16 protein-coding genes are annotated in these 17348 nt (G+C 73.8%); 3 read left to right on the top strand and 13 right to left on the bottom strand.

Translation table 11 applies throughout. From position 1 onward, the window contains the following. Window positions 1–91 precede the first annotated feature (91 nt). From Q1A09_RS02860 to Q1A09_RS02890, 7 genes are all read right to left on the bottom strand, one after another. Window positions 92–1447 carry an ABC transporter permease gene (locus tag Q1A09_RS02860; protein WP_299951851.1) on the bottom strand — a complete coding sequence of 452 codons (1356 nt, stop codon included), beginning with the start codon at window positions 1445–1447 and terminating at the stop codon, window positions 92–94. Then, window positions 1444–2163, bottom strand: a complete 720-nt coding sequence (locus Q1A09_RS02865; RefSeq protein ID WP_299951853.1) for an ABC transporter ATP-binding protein — start codon at window positions 2161–2163, stop codon at window positions 1444–1446. The genes Q1A09_RS02860 and Q1A09_RS02865 overlap by 4 nt, the downstream gene beginning before the upstream one ends. Further along, complete coding sequence (locus Q1A09_RS02870) at window positions 2160–3743, bottom strand: hypothetical protein (protein WP_299951854.1); 1584 nt, start codon at window positions 3741–3743, stop codon at window positions 2160–2162. The genes Q1A09_RS02865 and Q1A09_RS02870 overlap by 4 nt, the downstream gene beginning before the upstream one ends. 1 nt (window position 3744) lies before the next feature. Continuing rightward, complete coding sequence (locus Q1A09_RS02875) at window positions 3745–4743, bottom strand: hypothetical protein (RefSeq protein WP_299951856.1); 999 nt, start codon at window positions 4741–4743, stop codon at window positions 3745–3747. A 466-nt stretch (window positions 4744–5209) separates the two neighbouring features. Beyond that, complete coding sequence (locus tag Q1A09_RS02880) at window positions 5210–6220, bottom strand: VanZ family protein (protein ID WP_299951858.1); 1011 nt, start codon at window positions 6218–6220, stop codon at window positions 5210–5212. Between the two features lie 240 nt (window positions 6221–6460). After that, window positions 6461–7405 carry an NADP-dependent oxidoreductase gene (locus Q1A09_RS02885; RefSeq protein WP_299951860.1) on the bottom strand — a complete coding sequence of 315 codons (945 nt, stop codon included), beginning with the start codon at window positions 7403–7405 and terminating at the stop codon, window positions 6461–6463. A gap of 67 nt (window positions 7406–7472) precedes the next feature. Next, a complete protein-coding gene (locus Q1A09_RS02890; RefSeq protein ID WP_299951862.1) occupies window positions 7473–8327 on the bottom strand; it encodes a helix-turn-helix domain-containing protein in 855 nt (284 codons plus the stop codon). 133 nt (window positions 8328–8460) lie between these two features. Here Q1A09_RS02890 and Q1A09_RS02895 point away from each other — a divergent pair, with 133 nt between their 5' ends. Next, window positions 8461–9258 carry a MerR family transcriptional regulator gene (locus Q1A09_RS02895; RefSeq protein ID WP_299951864.1) on the top strand — a complete coding sequence of 266 codons (798 nt, stop codon included), beginning with the start codon at window positions 8461–8463 and terminating at the stop codon, window positions 9256–9258. A 10-nt stretch (window positions 9259–9268) separates the two neighbouring features. Here the strand turns inward: Q1A09_RS02895 and Q1A09_RS02900 are convergent, their stop codons facing one another. Together Q1A09_RS02900 and Q1A09_RS02905 are read right to left on the bottom strand one after the other, a co-directional pair. Further along, window positions 9269–10591 carry an aminotransferase class V-fold PLP-dependent enzyme gene (locus Q1A09_RS02900; RefSeq protein WP_299951866.1) on the bottom strand — a complete coding sequence of 441 codons (1323 nt, stop codon included), beginning with the start codon at window positions 10589–10591 and terminating at the stop codon, window positions 9269–9271. A gap of 133 nt (window positions 10592–10724) precedes the next feature. After that, complete coding sequence (locus Q1A09_RS02905) at window positions 10725–11423, bottom strand: class I SAM-dependent methyltransferase (protein ID WP_299951868.1); 699 nt, start codon at window positions 11421–11423, stop codon at window positions 10725–10727. A 275-nt stretch (window positions 11424–11698) separates the two neighbouring features. On the opposite strand from Q1A09_RS02905, the gene Q1A09_RS02910 reads away from it, so the two are divergent. Then, the gene (locus tag Q1A09_RS02910) at window positions 11699–12367 is read left to right on the top strand and encodes a GntR family transcriptional regulator (protein ID WP_299951870.1); all 669 of its coding nucleotides are present in this window, start codon (window positions 11699–11701) and stop codon (window positions 12365–12367) included. 17 nt (window positions 12368–12384) lie between these two features. On the opposite strand, the gene Q1A09_RS02915 is transcribed toward Q1A09_RS02910, so the two are convergent. From Q1A09_RS02915 to Q1A09_RS02930, 4 genes are read right to left on the bottom strand one after another with little or no spacing between them, the layout of a single operon-like run. Next, on the bottom strand, window positions 12385–13539 hold the full coding sequence (locus tag Q1A09_RS02915) for an FAD-binding oxidoreductase (protein WP_299951872.1): 1155 nt from the start codon (window positions 13537–13539) through the stop codon (window positions 12385–12387). A gap of 36 nt (window positions 13540–13575) precedes the next feature. Continuing rightward, the gene (locus Q1A09_RS02920; protein WP_299951874.1) at window positions 13576–14349 is read right to left on the bottom strand and encodes an amino acid ABC transporter ATP-binding protein; all 774 of its coding nucleotides are present in this window, start codon (window positions 14347–14349) and stop codon (window positions 13576–13578) included. Next, the gene (locus Q1A09_RS02925) at window positions 14346–15308 is read right to left on the bottom strand and encodes an amino acid ABC transporter permease (protein WP_299951876.1); all 963 of its coding nucleotides are present in this window, start codon (window positions 15306–15308) and stop codon (window positions 14346–14348) included. The genes Q1A09_RS02920 and Q1A09_RS02925 overlap by 4 nt, the downstream gene beginning before the upstream one ends. Continuing rightward, entirely contained in the window at window positions 15308–16234 is a 927-nt protein-coding gene (locus Q1A09_RS02930; protein ID WP_299951878.1) for an ABC transporter substrate-binding protein, read from the bottom strand. The genes Q1A09_RS02925 and Q1A09_RS02930 overlap by 1 nt, the downstream gene beginning before the upstream one ends. A 425-nt stretch (window positions 16235–16659) precedes the next feature. Here Q1A09_RS02930 and msrA point away from each other — a divergent pair, with 425 nt between their 5' ends. Further along, a complete protein-coding gene (gene msrA, locus Q1A09_RS02935) occupies window positions 16660–17172 on the top strand; it encodes a peptide-methionine (S)-S-oxide reductase MsrA (protein WP_299951880.1) in 513 nt (170 codons plus the stop codon). Window positions 17173–17348: the final 176 nt, after the last annotated feature.

Below are 17348 nucleotides of genomic sequence, written 5' to 3' on the forward strand. Positions count from 1 at the left end.
CCGGGACCGCCGGGCCGGCGGTGGCGGGGCCGGGGCGAGGCGGGTGACGTGCAGTGCCCCGCGGGGCGCCGGCCGGGACGCGGCCGGGCGGTCAGGTGCCCCCGCGCAGGGCGTCGACCGGTTCGATGGCTGCCGCGCGACGGGCCGGGAGCCCGCCGGCGACCAGCCCGAGGACGGCCCCCAGCAGGGCGCCGCCGACGGCGATCCAGGGGTCGATGACCGGGGTCCAGTCCCGGACGAGCGAGATGCCGATGACCGCGAAGACGCCGAGCGTGGCGCCGATCAGGCCGCCGAGCAGTCCGATGACCACGGACTCGGCGACGAACTGGCCGGCGATCTGCCGCCGGGTCGCACCGATGGCGCGGCGCAGCCCGATCTCACCGACCCGCTCCATCACCGACAGCATGGTGACGTTGGTGATCCCGACCCCGCCGGCGAGCAGGACGATGACGGAGAGGATGACGAAGACGCCGTTCACGTCGGCCTGCACGTCCTGCCCCAGCTCGGACCGGCCATCGGGTGCGTTGACCTCGAGGCTGTCGGGTTCGTCGGGGGCCAGGGCCAGCGCGGCCTGGGTGCGCAGCTGCGGTCCGGCACCGATCGCGATGCGGGCCTGCGCGTCGCCGGGGGCACGCAGCCCGAAGTCCGCCCGCGCCGTGCCGGTGGGCAGCAGCACCGCGTTGAGCAGCTCGGCGCGGACGTCGGTCGACTCGACGATGCCCAGGACGGCGTAGGCGATGCCGTCGATGAAGATCGAGGGCTGGGTGTCGACGCGGTGGACGCCCAGCCGGTCCGCCGCCCGGGAGCCGAGCACGACCACGCGGTCGGCGCGGGTGTCGTGCCCGGCGTCGAGGAACCGGCCGGTTGCCAGCCGCCCGCCGACGGTGTCCAGCAGCTCCGCCGACGCCGCGTAGACCGGCGGGGGCGCCGTGGGTGGCTGGGACGGGTCGTTCACCGGCACCGCCGCGATGACCGCCTCGGGCAACGGCACCTCCGCGAGCAGGGCGGCGGACTCGACGCCGGCCAGCCGCTCCAGGCGCGGAACGGCGTCCCAGGGCAGCGCGGCCGCGGCGACGGTCGCCCCGCCGCGGGTGTCGGCGGTGGTCGGGGTGACGACCAGCTGGGTGGCGGCGGTGCGGTCGAACTGCCGGGCGATCTGACCGGCGGCGGTCTGGGCGAAGCCGATGGTGGCGATCAGCGCGGCGATGCCCAGGACGGTGCCGACGATCGTCGTGACCAGGCGTCCGGGGCGGGACCCGATGTCGGCGGTCGCCTCGCCCAGCAGGTCGGCGAAGCGGAACCGGTCGGCCGGGTGCACCGGCGGGACGCCCGGCACCGCGGCCGCCTCCCGCCTCCGGCGCAGCCGGGCCGGGATCCGCAGCCGGGACCGAAGCCCCCGCCACGACCGGCGCCCGGTGCTGGTCGGCTCGGCCACCTGCTCGGTCACCCCGCCTCGCTCACGCGGCCGTCGGCGAGCCGGATGCGCCGGGAGGCCCGCCGGGCGACGGCCCCGTCATGGGTGATCACCACGAGGGTCAGCCCGTCGGCGTGCAGCTCCTCGAACAGCGCCATGATCTCCGCCGACGTCGTCTGGTCCAGGTTGCCGGTCGGCTCGTCGGCGAGCAGCACCCGCGGTCGGGAGGCCACCGCCCGGGCCACGGCGACGCGCTGACGTTCACCACCGGAGAGCGTGCCGGGCAGGAAGCCGATGCGGTGGTCCAGCCCCACCCGGTGCAGCGCCTCGCGGGCCCGGGACTCCCGCTCGGCCCGCGGGGTGCCGTTGTAGAGCATCGGCAGCAGCACGTTCTCCAGCACGCTGCGCCGGGACATCAGGTGGAAGGCCTGGAACACGAACCCGAGCTGCCGGGCACGCACGGCAGCCCGCTCGTCTTCCTCCAGCGCACTGGTCAGCACCCCGTTCAGCCGGTACTCACCGACCGTGGGCCGGTCCAGCAGCCCGAGGATGTTCAGCATCGTGGACTTGCCCGAACCGCTGGGCCCGATGATCGAGACGTACTCGCCGTCGGCGACGGTGACGCTGACGCCCTTGAGCGCCTGCACCTCCGGGGGGCCGGGGAAGGAGCGGGTGACGTCGCGCAGCTCGATCGCCGGGGTGGTCCCCGGGGTCGCGATCGGGATCGGCGCGGTGGCCGGTGCCGTCATCGACCGACCACGACCAGGTCCCCGTCCGCCAGCTCGTCCTCCACCGGGCGCACCTCGACCGCGCCGTCGGCGGCCAGGCCCGTCTCGACCACCACCAGGCGGGTCTCGGCCCGGTCGCCGTCCCGCGGGTCGCCCTCGACCACCTCGACGCGGGACTCCCCACCGGGCCCCGCGGTCAGCGCCGCCAGGGGCACCGAGAGGACGTCGCCCTCCGTGGCGCCGACCGGGATGCCCACCCGCACGTTCGTGCCCTGCAGCTCGGTGATCTGCTCCGGGGCGAGCGGCGCCGGCTCCAGCGCCACGGTCCACCGGGCGTCGTCGCCCTCGCCCGGGGTGACCTCGGTGATCGTCGCGGCGTGCTCGCCGCCGCCGGGCAGCTCGAACGAGGCGGGCATCCCGGCGCTGAGCAGCCGGGCGTCGGCGGCGGCCACCGTCCCGGACAGCGCCAGCGTCGCCCCCGAGACGGTCATGGCCGCACCGCTCAGCACCGACCCGCGCTCGGCGGCCACCGCGTCGACCCGCCGGGGCAGCTGGGAGAGGTAGAGGACCTCACCGGCGGGCAGCACCGGCAGCACGGCCTCCTGGGCCTCGCCCACGTTCCGGCGGGCCTGGGCCAGCTGTTCCTGCGCGGCCCCCAGCTGGGCGCGCTGCGCGGCGGTGTCCGGCGCGACGTCGAGCTGCTGGCGGCGCAGCCGGGCCAGGGCCAGGCCGTCCCGCAGGTCGCCGACGGCCACGGCGTCCTCCGGCGTGGTGGCCACGGCGGCGTCCAGGGCACGCTGCGCGCTGGCGACGGCGTTGTCGGCCTCCCGCACCTCGACCGCGGAGGGCCCGCCCCGGGCCTCGGCCAGCTCGGCCTCGGCGGCGGACACCGCCTGCTCCGCTGCCCGGACGGCGTCCTGCGCCGCGCGGACGCCGTCGGCGGCGCCCTCCTCGGGAGCCGGCGCCGGGTACCCGGCCTGGGCGTACAGCGTGGTCACCGCCGAGGCGGCGGTCTGGTCGAACGCGTCGTCCGCGGGGTCACCGGCGTCGATGCCGACCGCGCGCATGGCCTCCTTGAACTGGACGACGTCCGGCCCGGACACCCCGATCCGCAGCGTGCGGTAGGCCGGCAGCTCACCGGGCAGCACGACCACCGGCCGGCCGGCGACCTCCAGGGCGACGCCGAGCGGCCCCAGCTCCGACCCGACCTCCGGCACCTGGCCGGTGACCACCGCGGGACCGGAGATGGCCGAGGTGTCCAGGGTGACCTCGACGGGGTCGGCGTACCCGATCTCCCCGCGGATCGTCACGTCGTTGCTCAGCGCACCGAAGGCGACGGGCACGGTGACCAGTCCGGGGGCGGGCGCCTGGGCGCCGGCCGGGTCCGGTGCGACCACGAACCGGCCGACCACCAGCCCGGCGACCAGGGCCACCACCGCCACCGCGGCGGTGGTCCACAGCGGGCGGTTGCGCTGCAGGGACGCCGGCCAGGCGGGACGCCGCCAGCGGCTGCCCCCGGTGGCCGGCCCCTCCTCGACCGCGTCGTCCCCGCTGACGTCCTGGACCACCTCGAACTCGCTGGTGCTCTCCCGCTCGGCCACGTCAGTCCTGCTCGGCGGCGGCCTTCATGGCCTCCAGCTCGCTCTCGTGGTCGTCGACGAACTGCTGCTCCGCCTCGTTCGAGATCTCGGTGGCCCGGTCGCGGTAGTCGGTCTCCTCCCGGCAGTCCAGGTCCGCCAGGGCGAGCTCCACCTCACGCTCGGCGAGGGCGTCGCGCGCGGCCTGGTCGGGCTCGGCGGCCATCTCCCCGTCCTCCGTGGGCTCCGTGCTCTCGTACATCTCGTTCAGGTCGTCGTAGACGGAGTTCTGCGCGTCGACCTGGGTCGCGAAGCCACCGTGGCCGGCGGCGTCCATGCAGGCCGACCACTCGGCGTCCAGCTCGGCCATGCCCGGCCAGGACGCCATGCCCTCGTACAGCTCGTTGATCGCGTCGAAGAGGGGCTTGAACTCCTCCGACTGGGACACGTCCTCACCCTCGACCTCGTGCTGCGCCGACCCCTGGCAGCCGGCGGTCTCCCAGTCGTACTCGTAGGAGACCTCCTCGCTCATCGCCTCCTCCTCGGTGGGCTGCGGGCCGTACAGCGCCTCGTAGAAGGCCATCTGCTCGGACTCCGAGAGGGTGGCCACGTAGTCGCCGTTGGGGTCGACGTACTCCTGCTCCTCCGGCTGCCCCTCGTCGCTGAACGGGGACTCCACCGCGCCGTAGCCGTACTGGCTGACCCACTCCCGGTCGTCGGGCTCCCACTCGGTCCCGTCACCGGCGGAGAACGAGGACGACTGGGTGTCGGGGGTGTACTCGAAGCCCTGGTCCTGCATGCACTGGGCCACGAGCTCCTCCCGCTCCGCCTGCTGCTCGGCGAACTGCCGTTCCTGCTCCTCCGGGGAGAGGTCGCCGCCGTAGACGGCGTTGAAGTACTCGGTCAACGGGGAGTCCTGCTCCGCGGTCGCGGCGGGGTCGTCGTCCGAGCCCGAGCACCCGGCCAGCACCAGGGCGAGAGCGGTGAGGGCGGACAGAGCGGCCGAGGTACGGCGGATGCGCATGAGATCTCCCTGGGAGGCAGTTGGCGCAGACCGTAGCGGCCGCGGATGGTGATAGACGCCATTCCCGAGTCGGAATTCTCGCGTCGAGTCGTACGACTCCGGGATGACCCGTTCGTCGCACGGACGCCCCATTCCGTGGAACGGGAGGACACGCACCACTCTGCGGCATTCCGGCACCGGGTCCCGGCAGCGCACAGGACGACGGACGCCCCTCCTGGACCGTCCATCCGCTCGCCTGCGCTCCCGTGCTGACGTCACCGCACCGGCCCGTGCCGCGAGGAGCCGGCCGGGCACCTGCGACCGGCCGCGCGCGTCATCCCGCAGGACCCGGGTCGGGCGGTGTGTCACGCCGCGGGACGGCGCGGTGACGGCGGGGCCGGGCGGGCACCTGACGGCGTTCCCGGGCCTCGGCGGCGAGCTGACGGGCCGCGACGACGCTGGCCGGCTCGCTGTCCGACGGCACGGGTCAGCCCGCGGTGGGGTCGGCCGCCGGTGCGGGGCACTGGCCACCGGGCTCGACGGCCAGCTCGACGTGCCACATCTCGTTGCCGTAGGTCTGGCACAGGCCGTGGTCCGCACCGTGCTGGCTCAGCCAGCTCATCGCGTCCGTGGGGCCGATGTCGACCGCGTCGCCGGTGACGTGGGCGGACTCGTCGGGGCCCAGCACCCACTCCCGGGCGGCCTCCGGACTGCCGTACCGCTCCACCGCGGCGTCGAACAGCGCCTGCTGGTACGCCGCGCTGCGCCATCCGCCGGCGACGTGGAAGTCGATCCCGTCGGCGGTCGCCTCCCGGGCCGCGTCCTGGACGGCGCGCCGCAGGGCGTCGTCCAGCCGGGTGATGGCCGGGACGTCGGCGAACGGCGACAGCTCCTCGCCGTCGGCGACGTGGCCGTCCGCGGCGGTGAAGGCACCCCCGCCCGAGCAGCACCCGGCCAGGCCCACCACCAGCAGCGGTGCGGCGACCAGCGTGACGACCAGCCAGCGCCGGGAGCGCCGCGGCCGCGCCCGCCGGCGGAGGCACGCGGTGGTGAGCCCGACGCCCAGGACCGTGCCGGCGGTGTTGGTGGCCACGTCGGCGAGGTCGGGCACCCGGCCGGGCACCGTGTTCTGCGCCAGCTCGACCAGCACCGACGCCACGGCTCCGAGGGCGATCGGCGGCACCGGGCCGGAGCGCCGGAGGATGAGCGCGGACAGCGCACCCACCGGCAGGAAGAGCAGCACGTTCGCGACGGCCTCGACCTGCGCCCGGTGCACCGTGCCCGGCCACGGAGCGGCCAGCGCCTCGACCCCGGCCACCACCGCCCGGCGGGCGTCGGCGACGAACCAGGACGGACCGAGCGTGACGACGCCGACGGTCAGCAGTACCGCGATCGCGGCCGGCACGAGCAGCTGCGCACCCGGCGTTCGGTCGGAGCGCCGCCGGTCCGGGTGGTCGGTGGTGGGCAGGTGGGTGGGGGGCATGTGGGTGGGGGGCATGGGAGGACTCCTCCCCGCTCGGCGGAGCCGAGGCGGCACGGGGACCGGTGGACGCCCACCAGTGCAGTCGTCCGGCTGTCGTAGGACCGTCTGCGGTTTCGCATACGCCCACGACATCCCCCGGGAGCCGGTCACTGCTCGAGCACGAGCCCGCCCGGCCGGCCCGGGACGGCAGGCGGCTGCCCATGCAGACCCGGGTGCACCCGGGCGGTCAGCCGGCCGACCGCCCGGGCACCGGGCTCAGGCCGGCTGGACGACGACCTTGCCCTCGATGCGACCGGCGGCGGCCTCGGCGTGCAGCGCGGGCAGGTCGGTCAGCGGGATGCGGCGGGTGACCTCGACCTGCAGGTCCCCGCTGTCGACCAGGGACACCAGCTCGGTGAGCCGGTCCCGGTTCGGCAGCACGAACACCGTCGCCGCACTGACGCCGCGGGTCTCGTCACCGGGCGTGGCCATGAACGCGGTGGTACTGACGACCTTGCCGCCGTCGCGGACCAGGGCGACGAGCGCGGCGAACCGGTCGGGGTCGATGGGGGCGAGGTTGACCAGCACGTCGACCTGCTCCTCGACCGCGGTGAGCACGTCGGTGGTGGTGTGGTCGACGACCTGGTCGGCGTCGGCCGCCCGGACGGCGTCGCTGCTGCGTGGGCTGGCGGTCGCCACGACGTGCACGCCGGCCCGCTTGGCCAGCGCGACGGCGTACTTGCCGACCACTCCCCCGGCGCCGTTGACCAGGACCCGCTGCCCGGCGGTCAGCTCACCGAGGTCGAACAGCGCCTGCCAGGCCGTCAGCGCCACCGACGGCAGCGCTGCCGCGTCGGGCAGGTCGACCTTCGTGGGGGCCGGGACCAGCGCGTCGGCCGGGGCGATCACGTACTCCGCCGCGCCGCCGTCCCGCTCCATCGGCAGGAACCCGATCACCGCGTCCCCCACCTGCAGGCCGCCGATGGTGCCGCCGACGCCGTCCCCGAGCGCGTCGACGGTGCCGGAGACGTCGTAGCCGGGCACGTGCGGCAGCTGCACCGGGATCGGCAGGAAGCCGCCGCGCATGCCGGCGTCGGCGGCGTTGAACGCCGAGGCCGCCACCCGCACCCGCACCTCGCCCGCGCCGGGGGTGGGCTGGTCGACGTCCTCGTAGCGCAGGACCTCGGGACCGCCGACCTCGTGGAAACGCACTGCCTTCATCGCTGGACCCGCCTTCGTGATCGTGACGTCGTTGAGACGTCACCCAACGTGGCAGGTCCCGGCGCGGTCAGCCTGGGCCGGACTGGCCCACCTTCACGACTGCCCGGCCATCGGATGCGCCGACCACCTCCGCCAGCCGCGCCGCGTCGCGCGAACCCGGCGCCGCGGTCAGCATCACGGCCGCCAGGTCGTCACCGGGGATGGCGATCAGGTTCCCGACGAGGGTGACGGAGTCCCCGTCGGACTGGGTGAAGGTCGCGCTGCTCTCGTAGGCCGCCACCGGTCGCGGTGCCCGCCACAGCGTGTCGAACCGCCGGCTGCGGGTGCGCATCTCGTCGACCATCGCAGCGAGCGACGCATCATCGGGGTACCGCAGCAGCGCGGTTCTCAGCTGGGCCGCCTGGATCCCCTCGTGCACGGTCGCGTCGGCGTCGGACTGCTGGAAGGCAGCGAACGGACGGCAGAAGATGCGCCAGGCCACGTTCCACTCCCAGCGCTCCCCGGTGAGGTCCCAGTGCTCCAGGGCCAGGAACCCGCTGTTGACCGCGACGACGTTCATCGCCGCATCGGTGACGATCATCGGGGTGTCGGAGAACCGCTCCAGCAGCCGCGTCGCGCCGGGCCCCAGCTCGGACGGCACCTGCCCGTCCGCGGCGGCGTACCCGGCCAGCGCACTGAGCCGCTCGTAATCCGCCCGTCCCACGCGCAGGGCCCGGGCGATCGCCGTGACCACAGCGGCCGAGGGGTGGCTGCGCCCCTGCTCCACCCGGCGCACGTAGTCCGCGGACATGCCGGCGAGCTCACCGAGCTCCTCCCGCCGCAACCCGGGCACCCGCCGCCTGCCCACGGACAACCCGAGGGCCGCGGGGTCGGCGCCCTCCCGCAGCAGGCGAACTGCCGCACCGAGGTCGTGACGCTCCACGGGGCGAGTCTGCCCGGCGACCGGCACCGATGGTGCGACCCGGCCGACGCCGCGGGACCCGCCGGGTGCAGCTCGGACCACCGGCGGCTCGAGCACTGGACCCTCCCACCGGGAGAGGGTGCACAGTGCACGCGTGCTGTCGATCGGCGAGTTCTCCCGGCTGACCCATCTCAGCGTCCGCACCCTGCGCCGCTACCACGACGCCGGCCTGCTCGAGCCGGCCACGGTGGACGAGGCGACCGGCTACCGGTACTACGGCGCGGAGCAGATCCCGACCGCTCAGGTCATCCACCGGCTGCGCCAGCTCGACGTCCCGCTGACCGACGTCGACCGCATCCTGCGCTCCCCCGATCCGGGCGCCCGCGCGGCGCTGGTCGCCGACCACCTGCGGCGCCTCGAGTCCGAGCTGGACCGCACCCGCGCCGCGGTGGTGTCGCTGCGCCGGCTGCTGCACCCGGAGCCCGCCCGCCTGGACGTCGAGCTGCGCGCGGTGCCGCCGACCACGGTGGCCGCGGTCGAGGACGACGTGGACCTCGACGACGTCCTCGCCTGGTACGCCGGCGCCATGGCCGAGCTGGACGCCGTGGTCGAGGGCCCCACCGGCGCCCCGGGCGGGCTGTACGACAACGCGCTGTTCGAGGAGGGCCGTGGGCACCTGCTGGTGTACCGGCCGACGGCGGCACCGCCGCGCAGCGGCCGGGTACACGCGGCCACCCTCCCGGCCGCGGAGCTGGCCGTCACCGTGCACGCCGGCGAGCACGACGACATCGCCGTCACCTACGGCGAACTCGGCCGGTGGGTGGTGGCCAACGCCCTGGCGGTGGCCGGCCCGGTGCGCGAGACCTACCTGGTCGGCCCGCGCGACACGCCCGACCCGGCCGCCTGGCGCACCGAGATCGGCTGGCCGGTCTTCCGGGTGGCCCCGCGCTGAGCTGTGGGCGTCAGCGCCCCTGACCGGCGGTCACGACGGGCCGGGTGGCTCCGGCGGTGAGCGCGCGCAGGGCCTCCCCCAGCGTGGCGACGTCGGCCAGTGGGGTGGCCGAGCTGCAGCTCACCCGCACCGCGCCGGGCAGCCGGTCGGTGCGGTCGGCCCGGGCGTCGTCGTGGAACTGCTGCACCTCGCCTGCGGTGAGCCCGAACAGCCGGCTGAGGTAGGGGTGGGCGCAGAAGCACCCGCTGCGCACCCCGATGCCGTGCTCCCGGGCCAGCCGGTGCGCGACCTCCGCGTGCGGCATCCCGTCGATGACGAAGGCGGCCACGGGCAGGCGGTCTCCGGACGTCGGCCCCAGGCGGCGCAGCCCGGGGACGGTGCCGAGCTCGTCGTCCAGCGCCTGGACGAGCAGGTCCTCGTGCACCCGGTTGCGCTCCCCCGCGGCGAGCAGCTCCTCCGCCGCGGCGGCGAGGGCCACGACGCCGACGACGTTGGGCGTGCCGGCGTCGTCCCGGTCGGGGGTGTCGGCCCAGACGACCTCGTCGTCCGAGACCGCCTTCACCGCCCCACCCCCGACGAGGAACGGCTCGCCGTCGGCGAGCAGCCGCCGGTCGGCGACCAGGCCACCGGCGCCGAACGGGGCGAACATCTTGTGCCCGGACCACACGAGCACGTCGATCCCGAGCGCGGCCACGTCCACCGGGCGGTGCGGCACCAGCTGCGCCCCGTCGACGACCACCAGCACACCCCGGTCCCGGGCCGCCGCGGCGATGCCGGCGAGGTCGGGCAGCCAGCCGGTCACGTTGGACGCCCCGGACACCGCGAGCACGCGCGGCGTGGGCCGCTGGTCGAGGGCAGCGACGACGGCGTCGACGTCGTAGGTGCCCGACCGGTCCACGTCGACGATCCGCACCTGCGCGTGCCGCCGCCAGGGCAGCAGGTTGGCGTGGTGCTCGATCGCGGTGGTGAGGACGACGTCGTCCCGGGTCAGCCCCAGCCGGTAGGCGATCAGGTTGAGGCCCTCGGTGGTGTTCTTCGGGAAGAGGGCCAGGTGCGTGGTCGGATCCGCGCCGACGAAGCGGAGGAGGCTCTCCCGGGCCTGCTCGTAGCGGGCGCTGGTGACCTGCGACTTCGCGCCGGCGCCCCGGTGGACGCTGGAGTACCACGGCAGGAACTCCTGCACGGCCCGGACGACGCCCGCCGTGGCCGAGGTGGTGGCCGCGGCGTCGAGATCGACGTACCTGCGGTGCTCGCCGCCGACGGGCACGGACACGTCGCCGCCGACGAGGGCGTCCCGCTGGGAGAGGTCTCCCGTTCCCACCAAGGGCGTCATCGTCTCGCAGCTCCCGTCGTGACCGGTCACCGCCGCAGGTGACCGGTCGGCAGCTTCCCACCGCTCCCCCCGGCGACGGGTGCCGACACCCGGTGGCCGCCGGGAGAGCCCCGCAGCGTGGGTGCGGACGGACTCAGCCGGCCACGAGCACGAAGAAGACGAAGCTGAGGAATGACGTCCGGCCCGCGAACTGCGGGGGCAGCAGCTCCGCCGGGGTGTCCGGCGACCACGGTGGCTCACTGATGCGGGCGAGCTGGAAGCCGGCGTCGGAGAAGGCGTCGGTCATGGCGTGCAACGGCCGGTGCCAGTACGTCAGCACGGCGGGCTGACCCCCGAAGTCGTACTCGTCCGTCCACTCGGTGAGGGCGAAGTAGTCGCTCTCGGGGTGCAGCATCTTGTAGAGGCTCGGGTGGTTGACCGACAGCACGAGCCGGCCACCCGGCCTGAGCACCCGCCGCAGCTCGGCCAGCGGCGCGCCCCAGTCGCGCAGGTAGTGCAGCACGAGGGACATGGTCACGTCGTCGAAGCTGCCGTCGGCGAAGGGAAGGGGCGCGGACAGATCCGCGACCTGGACGTCGGCGTCGGCACCCAGCCGCTCGCGAGCCAGGTCGACCATGACCGCGCTGGAGTCGAAGCCGGTCACGGCCGCACCCCGGGAGAGCAGCTCCGCGGCGAGCGGACCGGAGCCGCACCCGGCATCGAGGACGCGGCGACCGCGGACGTTCCCGACGAGGTCCAGCATCGCGGGTCGTTCGTAGTGCCGGTTGATGAGGTTGACGTCGTTCTCCGCCGAGTACGCCGCACCGAAGCTGTCGTAGTCGTTGACCTTCACGTGGGTTCCGCCTCCGGTGACTGGTCGAGCGGTCAACCTAGCCCGGACCGTTCACCGGACCCGCTCCCGAACCGCCGCTGGGAGTCGGCGACCGATCGAGCGGTCGGCCTGTCCGCCGTCCGCGCGGGCCTCGGTGGTCCGCACGACCGAGGCCGTCGACCCTGCTCGAGGACGACGCCGAGCTGCGCTCCAGGACCACCGCCGACAGCCGCCGCAGTGGGATGCTGTGGCCGGGCCGTCATGGGCCGCGTCGGTGGCGGAGCGGAGGAGGTCGCGTGTCGAAGGTGCGCCGGGAGACGGTGGTCGACCAGGGGGTCACCCTGTTGCGCACGCGGATACTGGACAGCGACCTGGTGCCCGGCACACCGATCACCGAGGAGGCCATGGCGGCCGCCTTGGGCATGTCCCGGCCGACCGTGCGCGAGGTCCTCAAGACCCTGGCGATGCAGGGCCTGCTGACCCGTGACCCGAAGACCCGCATCCTGGCGGTCACGACGCTCAGCTCGGCCGAGGTGCAGGAGATCTACCGCGCTCGCCGGGTGCTGGAGCTGGCCGGGGTGGATGCGGCCGCGCACGCGTCGGACGACGAGCTGCGGCAGCTGGTGGCGGCCGTCGACGAGATGGCCCGGGCAGCAGCCGCCGGCGACACCGCCGCGCTGGTCGCCGCCGACACCCGGTCACACACCTGCACGGTCGGGTTCCTCCGCTCCCGCCACCTCAGCGAGCTGCACAACCAGCTGATGGCGCGGTTGAGCCTGGCGATCACCCAGGTCGAGGAGAGCGACAACCGGGACGACGCCGAACTGGTCCGCAGGCACCGGGAGTACGGCGACCTGGTGCTGGCCCGCGACACGGCCGCGGCGAAGAAGAGCCTGCTGGCCCGGCTCGAGGAGGCCGAGCAGCTGGTGCTCATCTCCTCAGGGGTGACCGGCCCCGGAGCCTGACCCCGGGGCCGGGTGGCTCACTGCTCGCCGGGGCGGCGGGGCACCGGCGGGGTGACCGCGGTCCCGGCCAGGAACCGCTCGAGCCGGAAGTCGGCGAACAACGGTTCGTCCTGGCCGAACAGCTCGGCGGCGACCCGCTCGCCCAGCAGCGGCGCCAGCGTGACCCCACTGTGAGTGGCCACCACGTACAGCCACTCGGCGTCCGGCGCGCGCCCCACCACGGTGTATCCGTCGGCCGGCATCACCCGCTGCCCGACCACCAGCCGCCGCACGTCCGCGGCCTCGGCGTTGCGCAGCACCCCGCGCAGCCGCTCCAGCACCGCGTCGGCCAGTTCGGATGCGACGGCCGGGACCACTGCCGGGTCGGCGGTCACGTCCAGGTCCAGGGCCTGCAACAGCAGGCGACCGCCGCCGTCGGGGCGGACGTTGAGCCGCGGGCTGGTGATCAACCGCTCCACCCGCACCGGCAGCGGCCCCGTCTCCATCAGGTAGCCGACCGTCACGTCACCGGGGTCGGTGAACTCGGCCATCGGTACGTGGACGCCGGCGAGCCTCCCGAGCTGCGCGGACCAGCGACCGGCCGCGGACACGACTGCGTCGGCATGCAGCACCGTGCCGTCGTCCAAGGTGACTCGGGCGCCGCTGCCCGCGGGCTCGAGCGCCGTCACCTCCGTGCGCGGCCGCACGGTGGCCCCGGCGTCCACCGCCCGGGCCAGTGCCTGGGCCAGGTAGAGGCTGGGGAAGACGTGCGCCTCACCGGGGAAGAAGGCGATCGTGTCGCAGTCGGCCGGGATGACGAGGTCCGGCTCCAGCGCCGCGGCCTTCTGGTGGGTGAGCTCCTGCACCGGGTAGCCCCGCTCGACCAGCCGTCCCATCCGCCCGCGCAGCCGGTCGACGTGCTCGGGGGCGGTGGCGTACTCGAGGTGCCCGTTCGGCACGAACCAGGGCGACGCTCCCCCGGCCAGCTGGTGGTGGGCACGCAGCCCGGCGGCGTTGAGCTCGAAGTAGCTCTGCGGTTCCTTGCCGTTGGAGTTGATCCAGGCGAAGGAGGTGGCCGACGTACCGGCCCCCGGCCAGTCACGCTCGACGACGGTGACCTGGGCTCCGCGCTGGGCCAGTCCTGCGGCGATCGATGCGCCGACCACACCGGCACCGATGACGACGACGTGCACGTTCACTCCTGGGGATCGGTCGTGCTGGGTGCAGGGTCAGAGGACCTTGCTGAGGAAGCTGCGGGTGCGCTCGTGCTGCGGGTCGCGCAGCACCTGCTCCGGCTTGCCGGACTCGACGACGACACCGCCGTCCATGAAGACCACCGAGTCGGCGACCTCCCGCGCGAAACCCATCTCGTGGGTCACGACGATCATCGTCATGCCACTGGCGGCGAGGTCACGCATCGCGTCGAGCACCTCGCCGACGAGCTCCGGGTCCAGGGCGGACGTCGGCTCGTCGAAGAGCATCAACTTGGGCTGCATGGCCAGTGCCCGGGCGATGGCGACTCGTTGCTGCTGCCCGCCCGACAGCGACTGCGGGTAGGCCCGCACCTTGTCCGACAGGCCGACCTGGTCCAGCAGTGCGATCGCCCGCTGCTCCGCCACGTCGCGGGACTCGCCCTTGACGCCGATGGGGGCGCACGTGACGTTCTGCAGCACCGTCATGTGCGGGAACAGGTGGAAGCGCTGGAAGACCATGCCGATCTGGGCTCGCATCCGGGCGATCTCGGCCTCGCGCAGCTCGTGCAGCCGACCGCGGTCCTCCCGGTAGCCGACCAGCTGGCCGTCCACCGACAGCCGCCCCGACGTCAACGTCTCCAGGTGGTTGATCAGCCGCAGGAAGGTCGACTTCCCCGACCCCGAGGGCCCGAGGAGGGTCATCACCTCGCCGGGCGCGACCTGCAGGTCCACTCCCTTGAGCACCTCGAGGTGCCCGAAGGACTTGTGCACGTTGCGCGCCTCGACCATCGGCTGGACTGCGGCGGTCATCGCGCGTCCTGGCCCAGGTCGGTCACCGTTCGGCGGCGTTGCAGCGCCGCCAACCGGCCGAACCGGCCGAGGCCCTCGAGCCGGTCGCTCCGGCTGTAGTGCCGCTCGATGTAGTACTGCCCGACCGTCAGCACGGAGGTCACCACCAGGTACCAGATGGACGCGGTGATCAGCAGCGGGATCGTCTCGAAGCTGACCGAGTAGATGAGCTGCGCGGCGTACAGCAGTTCGGGGAAGGACAGCACGCTGACCAGCGACGTCGTCTTCAGCATGGAGATCGTGTTGTTCGCCGTCGGCGGGACGATCACCCGCATCGCCTGCGGCATGATGATCTGCCGCAGGATCCGGGACCTCTTCATCCCCAGCGCCTGCGCCGCCTCTGTCTGCCCCCGGTCGATCGACTGGATGCCGCCACGGAAGATCTCCGCGAGGTAGGCGGCCTCGTTCAGGCCGAGTCCGAGGATCGCGGCGACCACCGGGGTGATCAGCGCGTTGGTCTCGGTCTCGAAGAAGCTGGGCCCGAAGGGGACGCCGATGGACAGCGAGGGGTAGAGCGCGGAGATGAAACCCCAGAACAGCAGCTGCACGAACACCGGGGTGCCGCGGAAGAACCAGATGTAGAGCCAGCTGGTGCGTGACAGCGCGGGGTTGTCCGACAGCCGCATGACGGCCAGGGCCACCCCGAGCACGATCCCGAGGAGCATCGCGATGGCGGTCAGCTGCAGGGTCTTCGCGAGCCCGTCGAGGATCCGCACCGAGAACAGGTACTCACCGACGACGTCCCAGCCGAAGTTCGGGTTGCTGACCAGCGAGTGCAGGAACATCGCTGCCAGGACGGCGATGACGCCGTAGGACACCCAGCGCCACGGGTGCCGCAGCCGGACGACGGGCAGGTCGTCGGCGGCCGGCGGGGCGCCGGCCCCCGGCGTCGGCGCCTGCTGGGCTGCGGACGTCGCCACTACTGGACCGCCCCGTTGATCTCCGATGCCTCGATCGCGATGTCGGCCAGGTTCCAGCGGTCCAGGATCTCCTCGTACGTGCCGTTCTCGATCAGCACGCCCAGCGCGGCGTGCACCGGCTCGACCAGCTCGCTCCCCTTGGGGAACGCGACCCCTCCGGGGTTGGGGTTGCGGGTCAGCGGGCCCTCGGTGTCGAAGGTGTCCGGGTTCTTGGACTCCGCGTCCAGCAGCGGTGGCGCGTCGGTCATCACCGCGTCGATGCGCCCGCTCTGCAGGGCGAGCTGGGCCTGGGGACCGTCCTGGTAGGCCTGCTCGACGGGGGGTTCAGCGCCCTCGTCGGTACACGCCTGCGCCTGGGCCGGCAGGAAGGTCGACTGCTGGAGGGATCCCCGGATCACGCCGACCTGGGCGCCGCACAGCTGGTCTGCGGCCAGGTCGTCGGGGTTGCCCTCGGGGACCATGATCAGCGTGCCGTTCCAGTAGTAGGTGGCGAAGTCGATGACCTCCTCGCGCTCCTTCGTGTCGCCGATCGACGACATCGCCATGTCCACGTCCCCGGCGGTCAGCGACGGGATGATGGCGTCGAAGGACGTCGGCACGAACTCGATCTCCACCCCCAGCACCTGACCGATCGCGTGCGCCAGGTCGGGGTCGAGACCCTCCAGCGTCACGCCGTCCGCCGCGGTGGACTCGAACGGCGGGTACGCGGGGTTGATCGCCATCCGGATGACCCCGGCGTCGGCGATGGCTGCGGGCAGTTGCCCGGCGATCTCCTCGTCGACCGACTGCGCCGGGACGGACGAGGACGCGGCGGCCGCATCCCCATCGGTGCTGGGCGAGGAACCGAGGCCGCAGGCGCTGAGCAGGCCGACGGAGAGGGCAGCAGTCAGCGGAAGGGTCATCCGGCGAACGGCGGTCAGGGTCATGAGCACTCCTCCACGGGTGGTGCTGTCTGACAGTCAGACAAGGCGACCCTCTCGGATGAGGTTCGGGGTGTCAACGACTCGGCGTCCACAACGTGTTACTTCGGGAGCACCCGCGTTACGAGCCGGTGAACCGCCCTCGCGCGCGCGGCTGGCCAGGTGCTTGCGGCGACCGTGGCGCGCCGCCTGAGCGATGGTCGACACACCACCTCGCCGGCCGCGGACGAGACCCCGGGCCGGCTGGGGACGACTCCGTCACGTAGCGAGCCCCCCGGGCCAGGGCCCGGGTTCCCGACCGGCTGCGCGGTACGGGCGCGTGGGGCGCCGGTGCGGCCCGCACGCCCCAGCGGTGCCTTCGGCACGCGGTGGGAAGCACCGGCACCGGTCGCGGTGTTGTCGTGGCGTACTCGACAGAGAGGCAGGCACCCATGACCACTGAGACCGCGATCCTCGCCGGCGGCTGCTTCTGGGGCGCGCAGGACCTGCTGCGCAAGCGCCCGGGGGTGCTGTCCAGCCGCGTCGGCTACTCCGGCGGCGACACCCCGAACGCCACGTACCGCAACCACGGTGACCACGCCGAGGCCGTCGAGATCGTCTTCGACCCCGACGTGATCTCGTTCCGCGAGCTGCTGGAGTTCTTCTTCCAGATCCACGACCCGTCGACGAAGGACCGGCAGGGCAACGACGTCGGTCGCAGCTACCGCTCGGCGATCTTCTACGGCAGCGACGAGCAGCAGCGCGTCGCGCTCGACACCATCGCCGACGTCGACGCCTCGGGCATCTGGCCGGGCAAGGTCGTCACCGAGGTGGAGCCGGCCGGGGCGTTCTGGGAGGCCGAGGAGGAGCACCAGGACTACCTGCAGAAGATCCCCTTCGGCTACACCTGCCACTACGTGCGGCCCGACTGGGTGCTCCCGCGTCGCGAGGCGCAGACCGCCTGACGGCCCGATCGGCGCGTCCCGGACGGCTCCGGACGCACGTCAGGGGCCAGCGGGCGACGACGGAGAGGGGGACGCTCCTGCGGGGCGTCCCCCTCGACGCGTGTCCCGCCGGTACCGGTCCCACGAGCCGGGTCGGTGTGGCCGCCGGTGGGACACGGACTTGACCTTCACACGGT

Origin of the sequence: uncultured Modestobacter sp., from assembly GCF_947486615.1 — a bacterium.
GTDB lineage: Bacteria > Actinomycetota > Actinomycetes > Mycobacteriales > Geodermatophilaceae > Modestobacter.